Here is a 16,697-nt window from a genome sequence, read left to right on the forward strand (position 1 = left end):
ATTGCGGCAGTCTTGAAAACTGTTGACTGTAACAGGTCCGGGGGTTCGAATCCCTCTTTCTCCGCGACTTTTAAAAAGCCCTGATAATATTTATCAGGGCTTTTTTGTTTATGGTATTTACTATTCTTCTCATGTTAATAAAGTGATTCCTTTATTTTTATTACGATTCTTAATATTTTACCTTAGAAAATCGAAACGAACGTTTTTTTTCTTCCGGAGTTTATTTTAACTTTAACACAATGTATTATAAAACATTTGATCCGGCTCCGGAGTTACGCGAACTTATAAAATGTTACTGGATTCTGGAAAGCCCTGAAGAAGCTGTCCCGGAACGACAAACCATTGTTCCCGATGGTTGTATGGAAATGATTTTCCATTATGGCGATTTATACCGACAATACCTCGCTGATGGAAGCAATATTGTCCAACCACGATGTTTTGTAATCGGGCAACTCACCCAACCGTTGGAAATTGAACCTACTGGCACAACCGGAATTTTTTCGGTTCGTTTTCTTCCTGGCGGTTTTCTTCCCTTTGCTAACCTTCCGATTCGGGAAATGGAAAACACCGCCGTTTCGCTGGAACAACTATTTGGTAACGACGGACTCGAAATGGAGCAAAAAATCCTGAATACTCCATCGGTAACAGAACGCATTCAACATATTGAACGCTTTTTGCTGGATCGGCTAACCGATGCGAAAACCATCGATCGGATTATCAAGACTACGGTTGAAACGATTTTAACCGCTAACGGTCAGCTAACCATTGAAGCCGTTTCCAAACAAACCCATGCCAATCGCCGACAACTGGAACGCAAGTTTGCTACCACTATAGGACTCAGTCCCAAACAACTTTCTAAAATGGTACGCCTACAGGCCACACTTAAAATGATGCTTAACAATCAATTTACCAGCCTTACTACCCTGGCCTACGAAAATGAATATTATGATCAGGCACATTTTAGTAAAGATTTTAAAGAACTAACCGGATTTACACCAAAAGAATTTTATGATGATCAGCTAAAAATGTCTGCACTTTTTTATGGAACGGAATAGCACTGTCGCATTTTTACAATTTTATAATTATCGTATAGTGCAACTTTGCAGGACAACAAAACCATTAGTAGTATGAAAACAAAATTGCCATTACTGTTTGCCGCTCTTATGCTTTTAGGAGCCTGGACTCAGGAATCAACCGACATCAAAAAAGCCGATTGGATTATTGGCACTTGGGAAAACAAAACGCCTAAAGGAAGCCTCTATGAAACCTGGCGTAAAATTAACGATCGTGAATACCGTGGTAAAAGTTATATATTACAGGGAAAGGATACGGTCGTTTTTGAAACGATTCAACTCGTACAGGAAGGTCCTAACCTATTTTACATTCCGACAGTTAAGGATCAGAATAATAACCAACCGGTGCATTTTATTGCGAAAACAAGCTCCGCAACACAATTGGTTTTTGAAAACCGACAACACGATTTCCCACAAGTGATCACGTACACCAAAACTAGTACCGATGCGCTAACTGCCGAGATATCCGGTACCAAAAACGGACAGGAACGCAAACAGTCCTTTCCAATGAAACGGATAAAATAAAAAAGCGTTCTATAAGAACGCTTTTTTATCTAGTATTCAAAATTATAGATCGTCAATATGATTTAAAAGTTGATCAACCTCATCGATGGTATTAAAATAATGCGGTGAAATCCGTACAACGCCTTTTATTCCCTTTTTATCAAAATCAATAACACCGGATTCACGAGCACTGATACTGCAATACACCTCCCTTTTTAACAACTCCTGTTTTAACGTTAGAATTGGTTTTTCTCCTTTTGTAAATGTCAGGATATTGCACGTCACAGAACCCTGATCAAAAGTTGCTACTCCGGGTATGGTCGCGATATTTTTCCGAAGGTATGTCATTAATTGATCATTATAGGATTGAATGTTTTCTATTCCGAGGCCTTTCTGATAACGGATAGCTTCTTTTAAGCCCAATAATAAGGCATACGGAAGTTCCCAATACTGAAAACGTTTTCCCTGTTCGATTAGTTCAAATGTATCTTCCGAGCGCCAGATCGCTCCGGCTCCATCGATAAAAAGCGGGTAACTTCCCCGATCCAGCATTCGATCTGAAATATATAAAAATCCCGTACCTCTTGGTCCGCGTAGAAATTTCCGCCCGGTTACACTCATAAAATCACATTTTATTTTGGCTACCGAAACCGGCAACTGTCCAACCGACTGGCAGGCATCCAATAAAAAGGTCAGTTCTTCGCGTTCACAGATTTCGCTCACTTTTTCGACATCCTGAACGAGTCCTGAATTGGTGGGTATATGCGTTACACAAACCAATTTTGGCTTTTTTATAGCGATAAGGCGTTCAAAATCTTCAAAATCGATATCACCATTTTCTGTATTTCGTACCTTTTTAATCGCAATTCCAAATCGTTTTTGTAGTGACAAAAACTGCATTTGATTGGTCACATAATCATCGGCAGTGGTCAGAATTACATCGTCTTTTTGAAAATCGATTGCCGATAGCGCTTTAGCATAGGCATCGGTCGCACTATGCGCAAAAGCAATATTATGAGGTTTGGCTTCGATTAATTCGGCTACTTCGTTATAAAACTGTTGGATTTCGGCGCTATTCCGATCGAAAGCTGCATAGCCACCGTATTTTTCTTCTTCAATAAGATATTCCTGAATTTTCGCCATAACCGGTTTGGGCATTAGCGAGGCACCGGCGTTATTAAAATATAATTTATCAAGACAATTGGGCGTGTCTTTTCGAATCTGATCCAGATTTAAGTTGGTATTATAAAGCATTAGTATAGTCTAAAATCCCTTTAACAAAGGCATTATTTTTTAAGAAATTTATAAAACTGTTTTTCGGCTTCCATTTGAATCTGAACAAAATAAGTACCGGGAGCCAATTGTTCGGTATCGATTTGTACCGCTTCATCTGTTTTCGCAATAGCAACGCGCATTTGTTTTCCTAAAACATCAAACACCGTAATTTGATCAAAATCTATGGCCGTCATATAAATCCGATCGGTAGCCGGATTCGGATACATCCGGATCTGTTTTTTAGTGAAATCCGTGTTGGATAATGCCGTAACTGTAAGCGTTTGTGTGTTTGTAGCATTCGTATTACAGGCATTGGTTGTCAGGCTAACCGTATAGGTGCCATTAGCCTGATAGGTATGCTGCGGATTTTGTATAGTGGCTGTTGCTCCGTCGCCGAAATTCCAAAGGTAGGTTGTCGCGGTCGGATTTAGCGAGTCAAATTTATAGGTTCGGTTTTGAAGATCATCCCATTTGAAATGGGATGGATTGTCATGCACTCCAACAAACCAGGTACCAAGATGCTCAAATACAATATTTTTTACAATTCCTTTGATCATATTGGCATCGTCTGGTGACAAATCACCGATAAACGCCGTTAATGTGGGATCCTTTTTAAAAAAAATGGTGTAAAATGTAAACGCGGCTGCCATCGAACCAATATAGGATGGATGCGAGTTGTCTTCGATATACAACTCCATACCCGGGTTTTGTTCCCGGATAGCCCGCCAGACTTTTGATACTGGTGAAATCAGACTTTTATTATCGGTTGCCATTTTCATATACGAGGTATACAGGGCGTTGTCCATTCCTTCATAGGTACACAACTGCGGGAGTCCGTTGTTACAGTTTTGCTCATCGCCATACTTACGTCCCCAGGTCATATAAAAAACCGCAGAACCACACGGATTGGCTGTTTTAAAGGCATCGACCAATTGCCGGGCATACGGATATACCATATTGGCCACCTGTTGCTGCGGAAACGACGGCAATTGACTTTGTTCCTGTAAAACCACATGATCCCAGTTCCCTTCGGCGATTTTATTCAACACCGTAGGATTGGCAGCATGCTGTTGAAAACGCGAACCGCCGGGCGTATGACTGTCATATTCTAAATGATCATTTGTAGATTGTGCTATTTTTTGGATTAATTCCGGCAGGTTATTATAATAGGTGTAACTATTCCCTACAAAATAAACCCTTTTGGTTGTCTGTGCATAACTCCAGGTTATCCACAACAAACACACGATAAGCAAGCCTTTAAATTTCATGGTTTTACCGAATTATAATTATCTCAAATAATGTAAACAATCCTTAAATAATATATACGAATATACTTAAGTATTCTGACATTTTTAATAAATCATCACTTCAAGTAATAAAAATAGTAATTCCTATAATTAAAAAGCCTCCGGGACGATCCCGGAGGCTTTAACCTCACTAACTATCAACAAAATTTAATAATCGCCCTTTCAGGCGGAATATTTAATTCCATCCACCTCCTAATGCGCGGTATATGTTTACCATCGCATTCATTTGCTTCATCTTCGTTTCGATCAGGTCAAATTTGGATTCCAGAGCGTCACGTTGAGTCATCAAGACTTCCATATAATCGGCTCTTGCCGAGCTGAAAAGATCATTCGAAATTTCAATCGACTGGTTTAACGCTTCCACCTGTTTGGATTTCAGGTCGAAGGTTTTTTCCGTATTGCTGATCTTAGCCAATTGGTTGGCCACTTCGATGTAAGCATTTAAAAGCGTACGTTCGTAATTATACACCGCCTGAATTTGTTTGGCATTGGCAGTATAATACGCCGCTTTTATAGCATTCCTGTTAATTAACGGCGCGGCAAGATCGCCGGCCAACGAATACAACAAGGATTCCGGTTTAATTAAATAACTTGGATTAAACGCCTGATAACCGATACCGGCCGAAATCCCCAAAGACGGATAAAACCGGGCTTTGGCCACTTTAATATCTAATTTGGCGGCAACAAGATCCAATTCGGCTTGTTTGACATCCGGACGATTTTCCAATAATTGCGACGGAATTCCGGAATGAATCACATTTGGTACCAAACCACTAAACGTAGCGGTACTTCGTTCAACCGGTTGCGGGAAACGACCTACCAAAAAGTTGATTTTGTTTTCCGTTTCCGTGATTCGCTGTTGAATATCAAACTGTAGACTTTTGGTATTTAAAACCTGTGCCTCGAATCGGCGTACGGCTAATTCGTTCACACGGGCTGCCTGTTTTTGTAGTTTTACAATTTCCAGTGCATTCCCCTGTATTTCAATATTCTGTTTTACAATTGCCAACTGATTGTCCAAAGCCAATAATTCGTAATAGGAATTAGCAATTTCGGCGATCAGATTGGTCACGGTAAAGTTTTTACCTTCTACTGATGCCAGGTATTTGCTTACAGCTGCTTTTTTAGCATTGTGCAATTTGTTCCAGATATCCAGTTCCCAGGTGGCATACGCTCCGATGGAATAATCCTGTAGCGGTTCCGGCATTTCTTTTCCGGGTTTAATCTCGGTATTGGCTTCCATCGCACCGATGTTTGTAAAACGGGCTACTTTATCGAAACCGGCCGAACCTTTTAATCCGATAAACGGTAGGTATTCTCCTTTTCGCGCCCGGATTTCGTTACGACTGATTTCAATCTCCTGCATTGTGATATTCAACTCCTGATTCTTTACCAATGCCGTATCGATAAGCGCTACCAGGTATTTATCGGTAAAATATTCCTTCCATTTCATTTTTCCGGTATTCACCGAATCCTGTACTGCTGTTGTGTTATAGGCAGCCGGAACGTTTTTATTTTCCGATCTACCCAAGGTTGCAGGGGCTTTACACCCCGCAACCGTTAGTAGTAAACTGCTTACTCCTATACCTATATATAAATTTAATCGCTTACTCATTTTCTTGTTCCTCTTTTGTAAAATTATCTATCTGATGTACAAATTCGTGTGATAAAGAACTGTCTTCTTCATCGCGTATCAATTTTCTACCCGCTGCCAGTGAGCCGAAAATATAATACAATCCCGGTACGATAATTACCCCGAAAACGGTTCCGAAGAGCATTCCTCCAAGTGCTGCAGAACCCAGTGTTCGGTTACCGATAGCTCCGGCTCCACTGGCAAGCATCAACGGAATTAATCCGGCGATAAACGCAAAGGAAGTCATCAGGATCGGTCGGAAACGCACTTTGGCACCTTCGATTGCCGCTTCGAGTATTGTGGCACCTTCATGGTGCTTCTGGACGGCAAATTCAACGATTAATACGGCATTCTTACCGAGTAGTCCGACAAGCATGATCAATCCGATTTGCGCATAGATATCATTTTGAAGTCCCATCATTTTCAGTAATAAAAACGAACCGAAAACCCCAACCGGAAGCGAGAAAACAACCGCCAACGGAATGATAAAGCTTTCATATTGTGCCGCTAAAACGAAATAAACGAACGACAATACGATTAAAAAGATATAAATGGATTCATTTCCTTTACCGGCCTCATCATACGAAAGTCCTTCCCACGCAATGTCATATCCTTTTGGCAATGATTTTTTAGCGACTTCACGAACTGCCTGAATGGCTTCGGCTGTCGTATATCCTTTTGCCGGAAGTCCCTGAATCGCAGCCGAGTTATACATGTTGTAACGGGTAATCTCATTTGGTCCCTGTGTTTTCTTCAATCGCATAAAGGCCGAATACGGTACCATTTCGCCATGATCATTTTTGATATACAGGTTTAAGATATCCGACGGAAGTCTTCTGAATTTAGGATCCGACTGTACGTATACTTTAAAGAAACGCTCGAATTTAATGAATCCCTGTTCGTAGGTACTACCAATTAAGATATCCAGATTTTCCATCGCTTTTCCGATAGATACTCCTTTTTGCATCGCCAACTGGTTATCGATTTCCAATTCATACTGCGGATAGTTGGCCGCGAAGAACGTAAACAAACCGGTTAATTCTTTACGTTTACCCAGATCTTCCATAAACTTCTTGTTTATTTTATCGAAGTCTTTGTAATCGACCGTGGTACTCTTATCCAAAAGACGCATTGAGAAACCACCCGACGAACCAAATCCCGGAATGGCCGGTGGTTCGAAAAACTCAATTTTCGCACCAAGTCCTTTGGTTTTTTCTTCCAACTCTTCCATGATTTCCGTAACCGTATGTTTTCTATCGGACCATTCTTTAAGGTTGATCAAACACGTACCAGCATTGGATCCCCTACCTTCTGTCATGATTTCATAACCTGCCAGCGAGGATACGGATTCTACTCCATCCACATGCTCGCAAATCTTCTGTAAACGTTGTGAAACCTGATTGGTTGTTTCCAACGTCGATCCCGGAGGTGTCTGAATAATAGCATAGATTGTTCCCTGATCTTCACTTGGAATAAATCCGGACGGAAGAATCTTATTCACAAAGAAAGTACCGGCACAGAAGGCGATCAATACTCCGAATGTTAGCCATCTTCTACTTACAATCGATTTCAGCAGGCTTACATATTTACCGGTCATTTTATCAAAAACACGGTTAAAACTGTCCAGACTTTTGGTTAGTATGTTCTTTTTAACCTCTTTTCCGTGGTTATTTTTGAGCAACATCGCACACAACACCGGTGTTAACGTAAGCGCAATCAAGGCCGAAATTACAATCGAACTCGCCATCGTAATCGAGAACTGGCGGTAGAACGTTCCAACAGGACCGGACATAAAGGATATCGGTACGAATACAGACACCATTACAGCGGTAATAGCGATAATAGCACCACTAATTTCACCCAATACTAATTTCACCGCCTGATATGGCGTAATATGTGGGAATTCTTCAAATTTGGCATGGACTGCCTCGACGACGACGATCGCATCATCGACCACAATACCAATGGCCAATACAAGGGCAAATAACGTTACAAGGTTGATCGAGATTCCGAAAAACTGAATGACAAAGAAGGCACCAATTAAGGAAACCGGAACCGCTAATATCGGAATCAGCGTAGAACGCCAGTCACCGAGGAAGATAAATACTACCAGTGCCACTAATATAAAGGCATCACGCAAGGTATCGACAACCTGTTCCATAGATGCATCCAGGAATTTCGATACGTCATAACTGATTTTATAATCCAATCCCGGAGGGAAGGTTTCTTTCATTTCCTCCAGCTTGGCTTTTACCTGTTTGATTACATCGTTGGCGTTACTACCGTAGTTTTGTTTTAATACGATTGAAGCCGAAGGATGTCCGTCTAAATTGGAATAGATATCGAAGAATTCACTACCCAGTTCCGCTCGTCCGATATCTTTTAATCGGATACTTTCACCATCTGCATTGGCCCGGATAATTACATTTTCATATTCCGATGGCTCACTATAACGTCCTTTATAGGTTAAAACATATTCCAGGGATTGTGCCTGAATACCGGAACTTTGCCCGATACGTCCCGGACGTCCCACGATACTCTGTTCGCCCAGTGCTTTCATTACTTCATCTACCGAAACATTGTACGCTCGCATACGATCCGGATTTAACCAGATACGCATGGCGTAGGTTCTACTTCCTAATATCTGAGATCGAGCAACCCCTTTAATCCTGTTAATTTCAGGAAGCATTTTTACGTTGGCATAATTGTACAGGAATTTTTCATCCATGTTTTTACCTTTAGCATATAGGTTGATGTACATCAACATACTCGGCTGAATAGGTGTGATTACCACCCCTTCCCGTTGTACCAGTTCGGGTAGTAACGGCATTACCTGATCCACCCTTGTTTTGACCCTCACAACCGCCTGATTCGGGTCGGTACCCGGTTCGAAGATGATTCTTAAAGTCGCTTCACCGGCACTGGTTGCATCGGTCGCCATATAACGCATGTCCTGAACCCCGTTAATAGCATTTTCCAATGTTATCAGTGTTGATTTCACCAATACGTCTGCACTGGATCCCGGATAAGCGATAAAAATATTTACTGTTGTTGGCGCAATATCTGGAAATTGCGATGTTGGCAACTGTTTAATTGCCAGGGAGCCCATAAAGACAATCATAATCGAAATTACAATCGCAAATACAGGTCTATGTATAAATTTACTAAACATGTTTTCTCTTTTTAGTTATTCGATTATTCTGCATATAGCTCTAAATGCGACATAACATATTCAGGCTTCTCTAATTTGTAGTTGATTTTTTCATTCTCTTTTACGAGACGTATTCCTTCGATAAGTACTTTATCATTTAGCGACAAGCCGCTTTTAATCACGAAAATATGTGGTAATTCTGCAGCGATTTGAATTTCTCTTGATCGCAATACATTGTCTTTATCCACTACGTATACATACTTTTTGTCAAGAACTTCAAAAGTTGCTTTTTGCGGAATCAGAATCGCATTTTTAAGTGGAATTCCCATTTTGATGTTACCGGTTTCTCCGTGACGTAACAATCCTTTAGGGTTCGGGAATGTTGCTCTGAAGGCAATGTTTCCGGTTTCATTATTAAATTCACCTTCAATAGTTTCCACTACACCTGAATGGTCAAACATTTTATTATTTGCCATTAATAAGTTTACTTTTGGAGCACTATCGCTTTTTACTTTCGCTTTATAATCCAGATATTCGGCTTCGGGTACATTATAATACACCCACATTTTACTATTATCCGAAAGATTGGTTAACAGATCACCTTCGTCTACAAGACTTCCCTGTCTTACATGAAAACGGTCGATGATCCCGTCGAACGGCGCACGGATTTCGGTAAATCCAAGGTGTACCTGCGTTAGCGCTAATTCGGCTTTGGCTTTATCTAGTTTCGCTTTCGCCATAGCCAATTCATTTGGTGCAACCACATTTTTATCGGCAAGTCGTTTGGTATTTTTATATTCGATTTCAGCAAAACTGGCTTCAGCAGCTGCTTTTTGTGTTTCTGCTTGGTATAATTTTGGCATAATCTGGAATAACAATTGTCCTTTTTTCACAAATTGTCCTTCATCGACAAAAATTTTCTCCAGATATCCACGTTCCTGAGCTCTAAGCTCGATATGTTGAATGGAATGAATCTGGGACACATAATCCTTTGTAATCATCGTATCCTTTTGAACAGGATTGGTTACCAGATATTTTACTTGATCTTCTTTTTCGGTTTCTTTTTTTGACGTACAGCCAATGGAACACAACAAGGTACATAACCCTGTGAGCATTAGGATTTTCTTCATAATGGTTTTGCTTTTAAGCAGTATAAAATTTTATTGATTTTTTAGTGTACGGGCATAGATATCCTTACTCCGAAACGGGCAAAAAAATCCCAGGAGCATGGTGCCGCAAAACAAATGTTAGTGGAGATAGCGTTTTAACGCCAATGGTGGTTTGGAATCAAATTCTGATAACGCGGAAGATGATAAATTTTTTGCAGGAAGGCAAAAACAAAAAAGGCTTACAAAGTTGTAAGCGCTTTTTTATAGTGTAGTAATCCCTAGCGGGTACTTGTGTGTATAATACGGTAGTAAAATAATTATTTAACTCCAACCATTTTTTAGAAGACGTCAGTTCATTTTCTTCAGTCTCATTATCGGTAGGATATGTTTTGTCATTTAATTTTTCTACATGGCATGAAGTATAATTTGTGATATCACTAAGTGTACTGTATACACCAGCGTTCTGAAATTTTTCAGAATTCCCACTTGTTTCATAGCCCAAAAACTGCTGATGTGCCGTACGGGCAAAAAGCCCGACAGATCCGCTCAGCAGCACAAAACATAGCGCTATAAAAAATCTAATTCTTAACTTCATAATAATGGATTCAAAATTATATAAAGTTGTGTATACAGACCTTTTAAGAAATGTTAAATTTTCAATAAAATAATACCTCCCAATCGAAGCTCTTTGTCCGGTTATTACATTTACAAACATCCTGAAATTTTTCGAATAACAAGCAAAAAATATACTTTTTCAAAAACAGTAACAGTTAATCAATAAAGAACTCTATTTCAACACTTTTAATTCTCATTGATTAGCTGTTTAACTGCTTTAACTCTTAAAAAACATTTCATCTGAAACAATACCGACTACCATTATAATAGCCATCTGTTCCGGATTCAAGACTTTTATTTACCCTTTGTATGTATTTTTCACTACATAGTTTTTTCGAAACTCGTCCAGTTTTTTAGGACTTCTGTTAATTAATCGTTCGTTTAAGGCCACTTCAATGTCTGACATACGATAAAGACATTTCCCTCTTAATTTTGTATAAGGTAGTAATTCGTCCTTACGCAAACGTTGTAATGTTTTTGTACTAATATGGAACAATTGACATACATCATAATTGTCCATCCATATTTCATCCTGTTCTTTTACCTGTTTTGGTTTTGTGTCGTATCCTTTGATGTATTCTTCTATTTTCGCAATTTTTGCTAATAGCATCTGATACGCTTTGCTTTCTAAAGTAACTAACTCCATAATTTTCTGTTTTTTCAATAAAAAATAAAAGATCGTTTCCATTAACGTTTTCTAAAATTATCCCGTTTTTTTTATTCTGACAGTCTATTTGGCTCTTTATTAGTATGTTTTGACCTATAATTCCTTTTTTTAAAACTTGTGATTATTCTTTCGTTTTCTCAAAAAGCAAACTATTAAATTGATACAAAAAATCACTTTTATACGCTTCTTTTTAAATAATAATCACATTTTTCAATTTTTTACTTTTAAATCGTTAAAACTGTAGGAAGTGTATTTCGTGTAATCCGAAATTGTTTCTTTTGGGATTTCTACTCCGGGAAAACCTGATATCTCTTCTACCCGCTGGCGTTCGGTATCCGATCATAAAAACCGCGTGTATTATTTTGAAACAGTTCTAACGCCAACTACCTTTTGGGTTGACTTAAAGGAAATCGACTTTGGTGAAAAAGCAGCCGTTAGAAAATATAAAGTCTGTATTTAACAAATAACACCAATGCCCTTTTTATCCATAAGAATGATTTGTTTATCCATATAGTCACTCAACGTGATTAAAAAAATTGCCTTTTTGGGTCATTTTGAAAAAACAATACACATTAATTCTGCTCCAATTGGAAGTATTCGATTTTAACCAATTCGCCTGCTTAACAATTACATCATGTATAGTATAATTACTAAAAAACACAAATAATTCGCATTACGCCTACACTTAAACCGAAAAATGTGTCATTTCATTTAACAAATAATTTAAACCGGTAACATTCTGTTTAATAAAGAATAACCTACAGCTTACCATAACACAATCTTAGAAACGGCAATTTTTAACACCTAGCCTCTATGTTTGTATTGTATTGATAATCAATAGTACAACCAAATCTTTTAATTTATGAAAACACATTTACACAAGACAATTGGCAATGCCGGTCTTCTGTTTACGGCCTTAATGGCCTCGACAGTGATGTGGGGTCAGGTTACCTTACCGGGAACTTCGCCTTACTCAGAAAATTTCAACACCACACCAGGTGCAACCGGAACTACGTATCCTACTGGATGGACTTCGTATAACGGTACGGCTGTGGACAATGCCATGACAGTGGGTAATGCCACTTCTAATGGAGGTGCTAACTACAACTACGGATCAAAAATTGGTATCCTTGGTTCTGGAAGTGCTTTTGTACCGGGATCAATTGTATTGCGACTAACCAATACAACCGGTAAATCGAATTTAAAAATTTCGTATGATGTAATCAAAATCAGAGAGCAAGCCCGTAGCAACTCTTTCGATCTTGAAATCAGTACGACCTCAGCTACCAGCGGATTTACAGCTGTAAGCGGAGGAGCTTATGCATCCGGTACACTTGCAGAAGGTACTGTAACCAATTACACGAACATTGATCTTTCTGCCATCGACAATAACTCCGGAAACGTATGGATCCGTTGGAAATACGATGAAATCAGCGGATCAGGTAGTCGTGATGGTATTGCTTTAGACAATGTAGTGGTATCATGGGCTGATGCTCCAACAGTAACTACTGTAGCTGCTTCAGCAATTACAGCGTCTTCAGCTACACTTAACGGTACGCTTAACGCCAATGGAACAACATCTTCTGCTTCTTTTAACTGGGGAACTTCTTCAGCTTACGGAAACAGTATTGCAGCTACTCCATCATCTGTAAGTGGAACTACTGCAATTGGAATCAGTGCTGTATTAAACACTTTATTACCGAATACGCAGTATTTCTTCAGAGCTGTTGGAACAGCTGGAAGTGCTGTTTCTAACGGAGCAGGTGCTAACTTCTATACTGCTGCCAATGTTCCGGGAATTTTAACAGTGAACAATCCTGGAATTTACACTTTGGATATCACGGTAAATGCTACAACACAAAACAACAACCCTGCAGTTACTACCTATGCAATCCGTGAAATCAACGGAAGTTATGTACAGGCTAACGGTACTTTAGGTGTGAATCCAGTTTGGAGAACCGCTGCTCAATGGGGAACTATTACAGTAACAGGTCTTGCCGACAATACCGCTTATACTTTTGGTGTGAAAGCCAGAAATCAGGCTACTCCGGCAGTAGAAACTATTTTTAGTGCCGATGTTACTGCCAGTACTTTAGTAAATACTTTACCGACATTAACCGTTGGTACGATCCGTACGTTTGGAGAAGTTTGTGTGAATCAGTTCTCAGAAGTACGTAACTTTATCGTAGAAGGAATCAACATGACTACAGCTCCGCTAGTAGTAGGTCCTTTAGCCGGATATGAGTTTTCAGAAACGGCAACAGGTCCTTTTTCTGCTACTTTATCTATCGCTCAGGCAGGTGGTACACTTAATCAGACCGTATACATCCGTTTTGCTCCAACTACTACCGGTGCACACAACGGAAACATTGCTATCGTTGGTGGTGATGCTCCGGCTGTTGCTATTGCAGCTAGTGGAACAGGAATCAACACGCAATCGTCTATCACTACAATCGAAGCAGGTGCTTTATCTGCTGCTACTGCCAAAGTTACATCTGAAGTAAGTGCTGAAGGATGTTCGACAGTAACAGAAAGAGGAATTGTTTACAGTACATCGGCTAACCCGGTAATCGGTGGAACCAATGTAATCAAGGTTACAGATGCCGGAACCGGTATCGGAAATTATGTTACCAGCTTATCGGGTTTAATTGGAGGTACAGTGTACTATACAAAAGGATACAGTGTTAATAACGGTGGAACTACCTACGGTCAGGAATTGACTTTCACTACAGCTCCGGTTATTGCTCCTGTTGCTACAGATGCAACTAACGTAACACACAATAGTTTTACTGCCAACTGGGACGCATCAGAAGGTGCAGCCAGCTACCGTCTTGACGTGAGTGAATCGGCTACTTTTGGTACTTCATCTCCGGCTACTGAACTTTTCTTCTCAGAATATGTAGAAGGTACATCAACTAACAAATATGTGGAAATCTATAACGGAACCGGTGCTGCTGTAAACTTATCAGACTACCGTGTACGTTTATATTCAAACGGAAGTACCAGTGCTTCAGGTTCTGCCAACGACGTACAATTATCCGGTACTTTAGCAAACGGAAGTACTATCGTTTTACGTAATTCAGGTGCTTCTATCTACTCAGGTGCAGCTACAGTGGTGGCTTCTGTTAACTTCAACGGTAATGATGCCGTAGCCCTTTACAAAGTTTCAACAAACGCTAACGTAGACATCATCGGAAGAATCGGACAAGATCCGGGAGCTGCCTGGACTAGTGGTTCATTAAGCACTCTTGATCAAACTTTAGTTCGTAAAGCATTTGTTACTTCTGGTGTAACGGTAAATCCAACTTCTGGATTCCCTACATTGGCTACAGAATGGGATGCTTTACCATTAAACGATGTGTCTAACTTAGGTACACACACTTTCGCGGGTATTGCTCCTTCATTTGTTGCTGGTTATGAAAACTTAACCGTAAACGCTACACAACAAAACGTAACAGGTTTAACTCCTGAAAAACACTACTACTACCGTGTAAGAGCTGTTGCCGGAAACACAAGTGACAACTCAAACATTATCGAAGTAGTTACTATCGTAAATACACAACCTACATTCACGGTAACAGCATTGACTAACTTCGGTGAAGTTTGTATTAACGCTGTAAGTACTGTACAAAACTTTACTTTATCCGGAATCAACCTTACTACTGATGCTATCGAAGTAGGACCAGCTGCTGGTTTCACTTTTGCAACTGATGCTGCGGGACCATTTACATCGACTCTTTCATTAACACAAGCCGGAGGAACCTATTCTCAGGTTATCTATGTACGTTTTGAGCCTACAACTGTAGCTGCTTATAACGAAAACGTAACTATCGCTGGTGCTGGTACAGAAATCATCGTTGCTGCTGCCGGTACAGGTGTAAACAAAGTTGCTACTGTAGCTACTACAGCTACTGAGGTATTATCTGCTTATGCTGCCAAAGTATCTGCTGAGGTAACCAACGAAGGATGTTCAACTGTAATCGAAAGAGGTATTGTTTTCAGTACATTACCTTCACCTGAAATCGGAGGAACTGATGTTGTAGCCAGAGCTGATGACGGAACTGGAATTGGAGCCTATACAGTTAACATTTCCGATTTATACGGACAAACAGTATACTATACAAGAGCATATAGCGTAAACGCTGCTGGTGTAAGCTACGGTCAGGAATTGACTTTCACTACGGCTCCGGTACCGGCTCCTATTGCTACTGAGGCTACTGCTGTTACAGGAACTAGCTTTACAGCAAACTGGGATGAAGTTTTCGGTGCTGAAAGCTATCGTATTGACGTGAGTGAATCAGCTACATTTGGTTCTACTGCTCTTGCTACTGACTTATTCTTCTCCGAATATGTGGAAGGAACTTCTACAAACAAATATTTAGAAATCTATAACGGAACCGGTGCTGCTGTTAACTTATCAGACTACCGCGTACGTTTATATTCAAACGGAAGTACTAGTGCTTCAGGTTCTGCAAACGACGTACAATTATCCGGTACTTTAGCTAGCGGAAGTACAGTTGTAATCCGTAACTCAGGTGCTTCTATCTATTCTGGTACTGCTACTGTAGTTGCTTCGGTTAACTTTAACGGTAACGATGCTGTAGCGCTTTACAAAATTTCAACAAACGCTAACGTAGATATCATCGGAAGAATCGGTGAAGATCCGGGAGTGGCTTGGACAAGTGGTTCTTTAACTACACTTGACAAAACTTTAGTTCGTAAAGCTTCTGTAATTTCGGGAGTATCGGTAAATCCAACTTCAGGATTCCCTACATTGGCTACAGAATGGGATGTATTACCAGTAAATGATGTAACCAACTTAGGTACACATACTTTCTCTGGTTCAATTCCATCATTCTTACCAGGATATGAGAACGTAACTTCTTTTGGAGTTAGCTTACCGGTATCTGGATTAGTACCAAACAAAACGTACTACTACAGAGTAAGAGCAGTAGCTGGTAATACAAGTGGTAACTCAAACATCATCGATGTTACAACTGTTGAAACTGTAGCTAAAGCAGCTCAAAACCTTACTTTTGGTCAACCGGTTAATGCGATCACTATGTACAAACAAAACAATGTGATCAACGTTGTATCTTCTACAGATGCAATCCAGTCAGTAACTATTTTTGACCTATCTGGTAAAGTATTGTTCAACAACGATAACTTCAATGCTCAGGCAATTGCTATCGACAAATTAAACAACAATAACCAGGTGATCATCGTAAGAACTGTAACGGTTAACAATGAAGTGAAAACGCAGAAAATGCTTTTCTAATTTCAAATAAACAAATATGAAAAAGGGGCTGTCTTTCGGGATGGCCCTTTTTGCTATTAGTAAAATCGTGATTATCTCAAAGCTG

At 39.8% G+C, this 16,697-nt stretch carries 10 protein-coding genes; 3 read left to right on the forward strand and 7 right to left on the reverse strand.

From position 1 onward, the window contains the following. Window positions 1-239: 239 nt before the first annotated feature. A complete protein-coding gene (locus Q1R07_RS01260; RefSeq protein WP_300485165.1) occupies window positions 240-1,055 on the forward strand; it encodes a helix-turn-helix transcriptional regulator in 816 nt (271 codons plus the stop codon). A gap of 72 nt (window positions 1,056-1,127) precedes the next feature. After that, entirely contained in the window at window positions 1,128-1,598 is a 471-nt protein-coding gene (locus tag Q1R07_RS01265) for a DUF6265 family protein (RefSeq protein WP_300485167.1), read from the forward strand. 42 nt (window positions 1,599-1,640) lie between these two features. On the opposite strand, the gene Q1R07_RS01270 is transcribed toward Q1R07_RS01265, so the two are convergent. The 7 genes from Q1R07_RS01270 to Q1R07_RS01300 form a co-directional block, all read right to left on the reverse strand. After that, the gene (locus Q1R07_RS01270) at window positions 1,641-2,831 is read right to left on the reverse strand and encodes an aminotransferase class V-fold PLP-dependent enzyme (protein WP_300485168.1); all 1,191 of its coding nucleotides are present in this window, start codon (window positions 2,829-2,831) and stop codon (window positions 1,641-1,643) included. Between the two features lie 32 nt (window positions 2,832-2,863). Next, window positions 2,864-4,120 (reverse strand): PKD domain-containing protein, encoded by a 1,257-nt coding sequence (locus Q1R07_RS01275; RefSeq protein WP_300485170.1) that lies wholly within the window; start codon window positions 4,118-4,120, stop codon window positions 2,864-2,866. A 214-nt stretch (window positions 4,121-4,334) separates the two neighbouring features. After that, a complete protein-coding gene (locus tag Q1R07_RS01280) occupies window positions 4,335-5,774 on the reverse strand; it encodes an efflux transporter outer membrane subunit (protein WP_300485172.1) in 1,440 nt (479 codons plus the stop codon). After that, window positions 5,767-8,964, reverse strand: coding sequence for an efflux RND transporter permease subunit (locus tag Q1R07_RS01285; protein ID WP_300485174.1), 3,198 nt, complete (start codon window positions 8,962-8,964; stop codon window positions 5,767-5,769). Before Q1R07_RS01285 ends, Q1R07_RS01280 begins: the two co-directional genes overlap by 8 nt. A gap of 23 nt (window positions 8,965-8,987) precedes the next feature. Continuing rightward, window positions 8,988-10,073: an efflux RND transporter periplasmic adaptor subunit gene (locus Q1R07_RS01290; RefSeq protein ID WP_300485176.1), complete on the reverse strand. Its 1,086-nt coding sequence runs from the start codon at window positions 10,071-10,073 to the stop codon at window positions 8,988-8,990. A gap of 157 nt (window positions 10,074-10,230) precedes the next feature. Further along, complete coding sequence (locus Q1R07_RS01295) at window positions 10,231-10,767, reverse strand: hypothetical protein (RefSeq protein ID WP_300485178.1); 537 nt, start codon at window positions 10,765-10,767, stop codon at window positions 10,231-10,233. Window positions 10,768-10,965: 198 nt separating this feature from the next. Beyond that, window positions 10,966-11,313 carry a helix-turn-helix domain-containing protein gene (locus Q1R07_RS01300; RefSeq protein ID WP_300485180.1) on the reverse strand — a complete coding sequence of 116 codons (348 nt, stop codon included), beginning with the start codon at window positions 11,311-11,313 and terminating at the stop codon, window positions 10,966-10,968. An 883-nt stretch (window positions 11,314-12,196) separates the two neighbouring features. Between Q1R07_RS01300 and Q1R07_RS01305 the strand changes: the two genes are divergently transcribed. Continuing rightward, entirely contained in the window at window positions 12,197-16,612 is a 4,416-nt protein-coding gene (locus Q1R07_RS01305; protein ID WP_300485182.1) for a lamin tail domain-containing protein, read from the forward strand. Window positions 16,613-16,697 lie beyond the last annotated feature (85 nt).

Source organism: Flavobacterium sp. (assembly GCF_030146175.1).
Lineage (GTDB): Bacteria > Bacteroidota > Bacteroidia > Flavobacteriales > Flavobacteriaceae > Flavobacterium.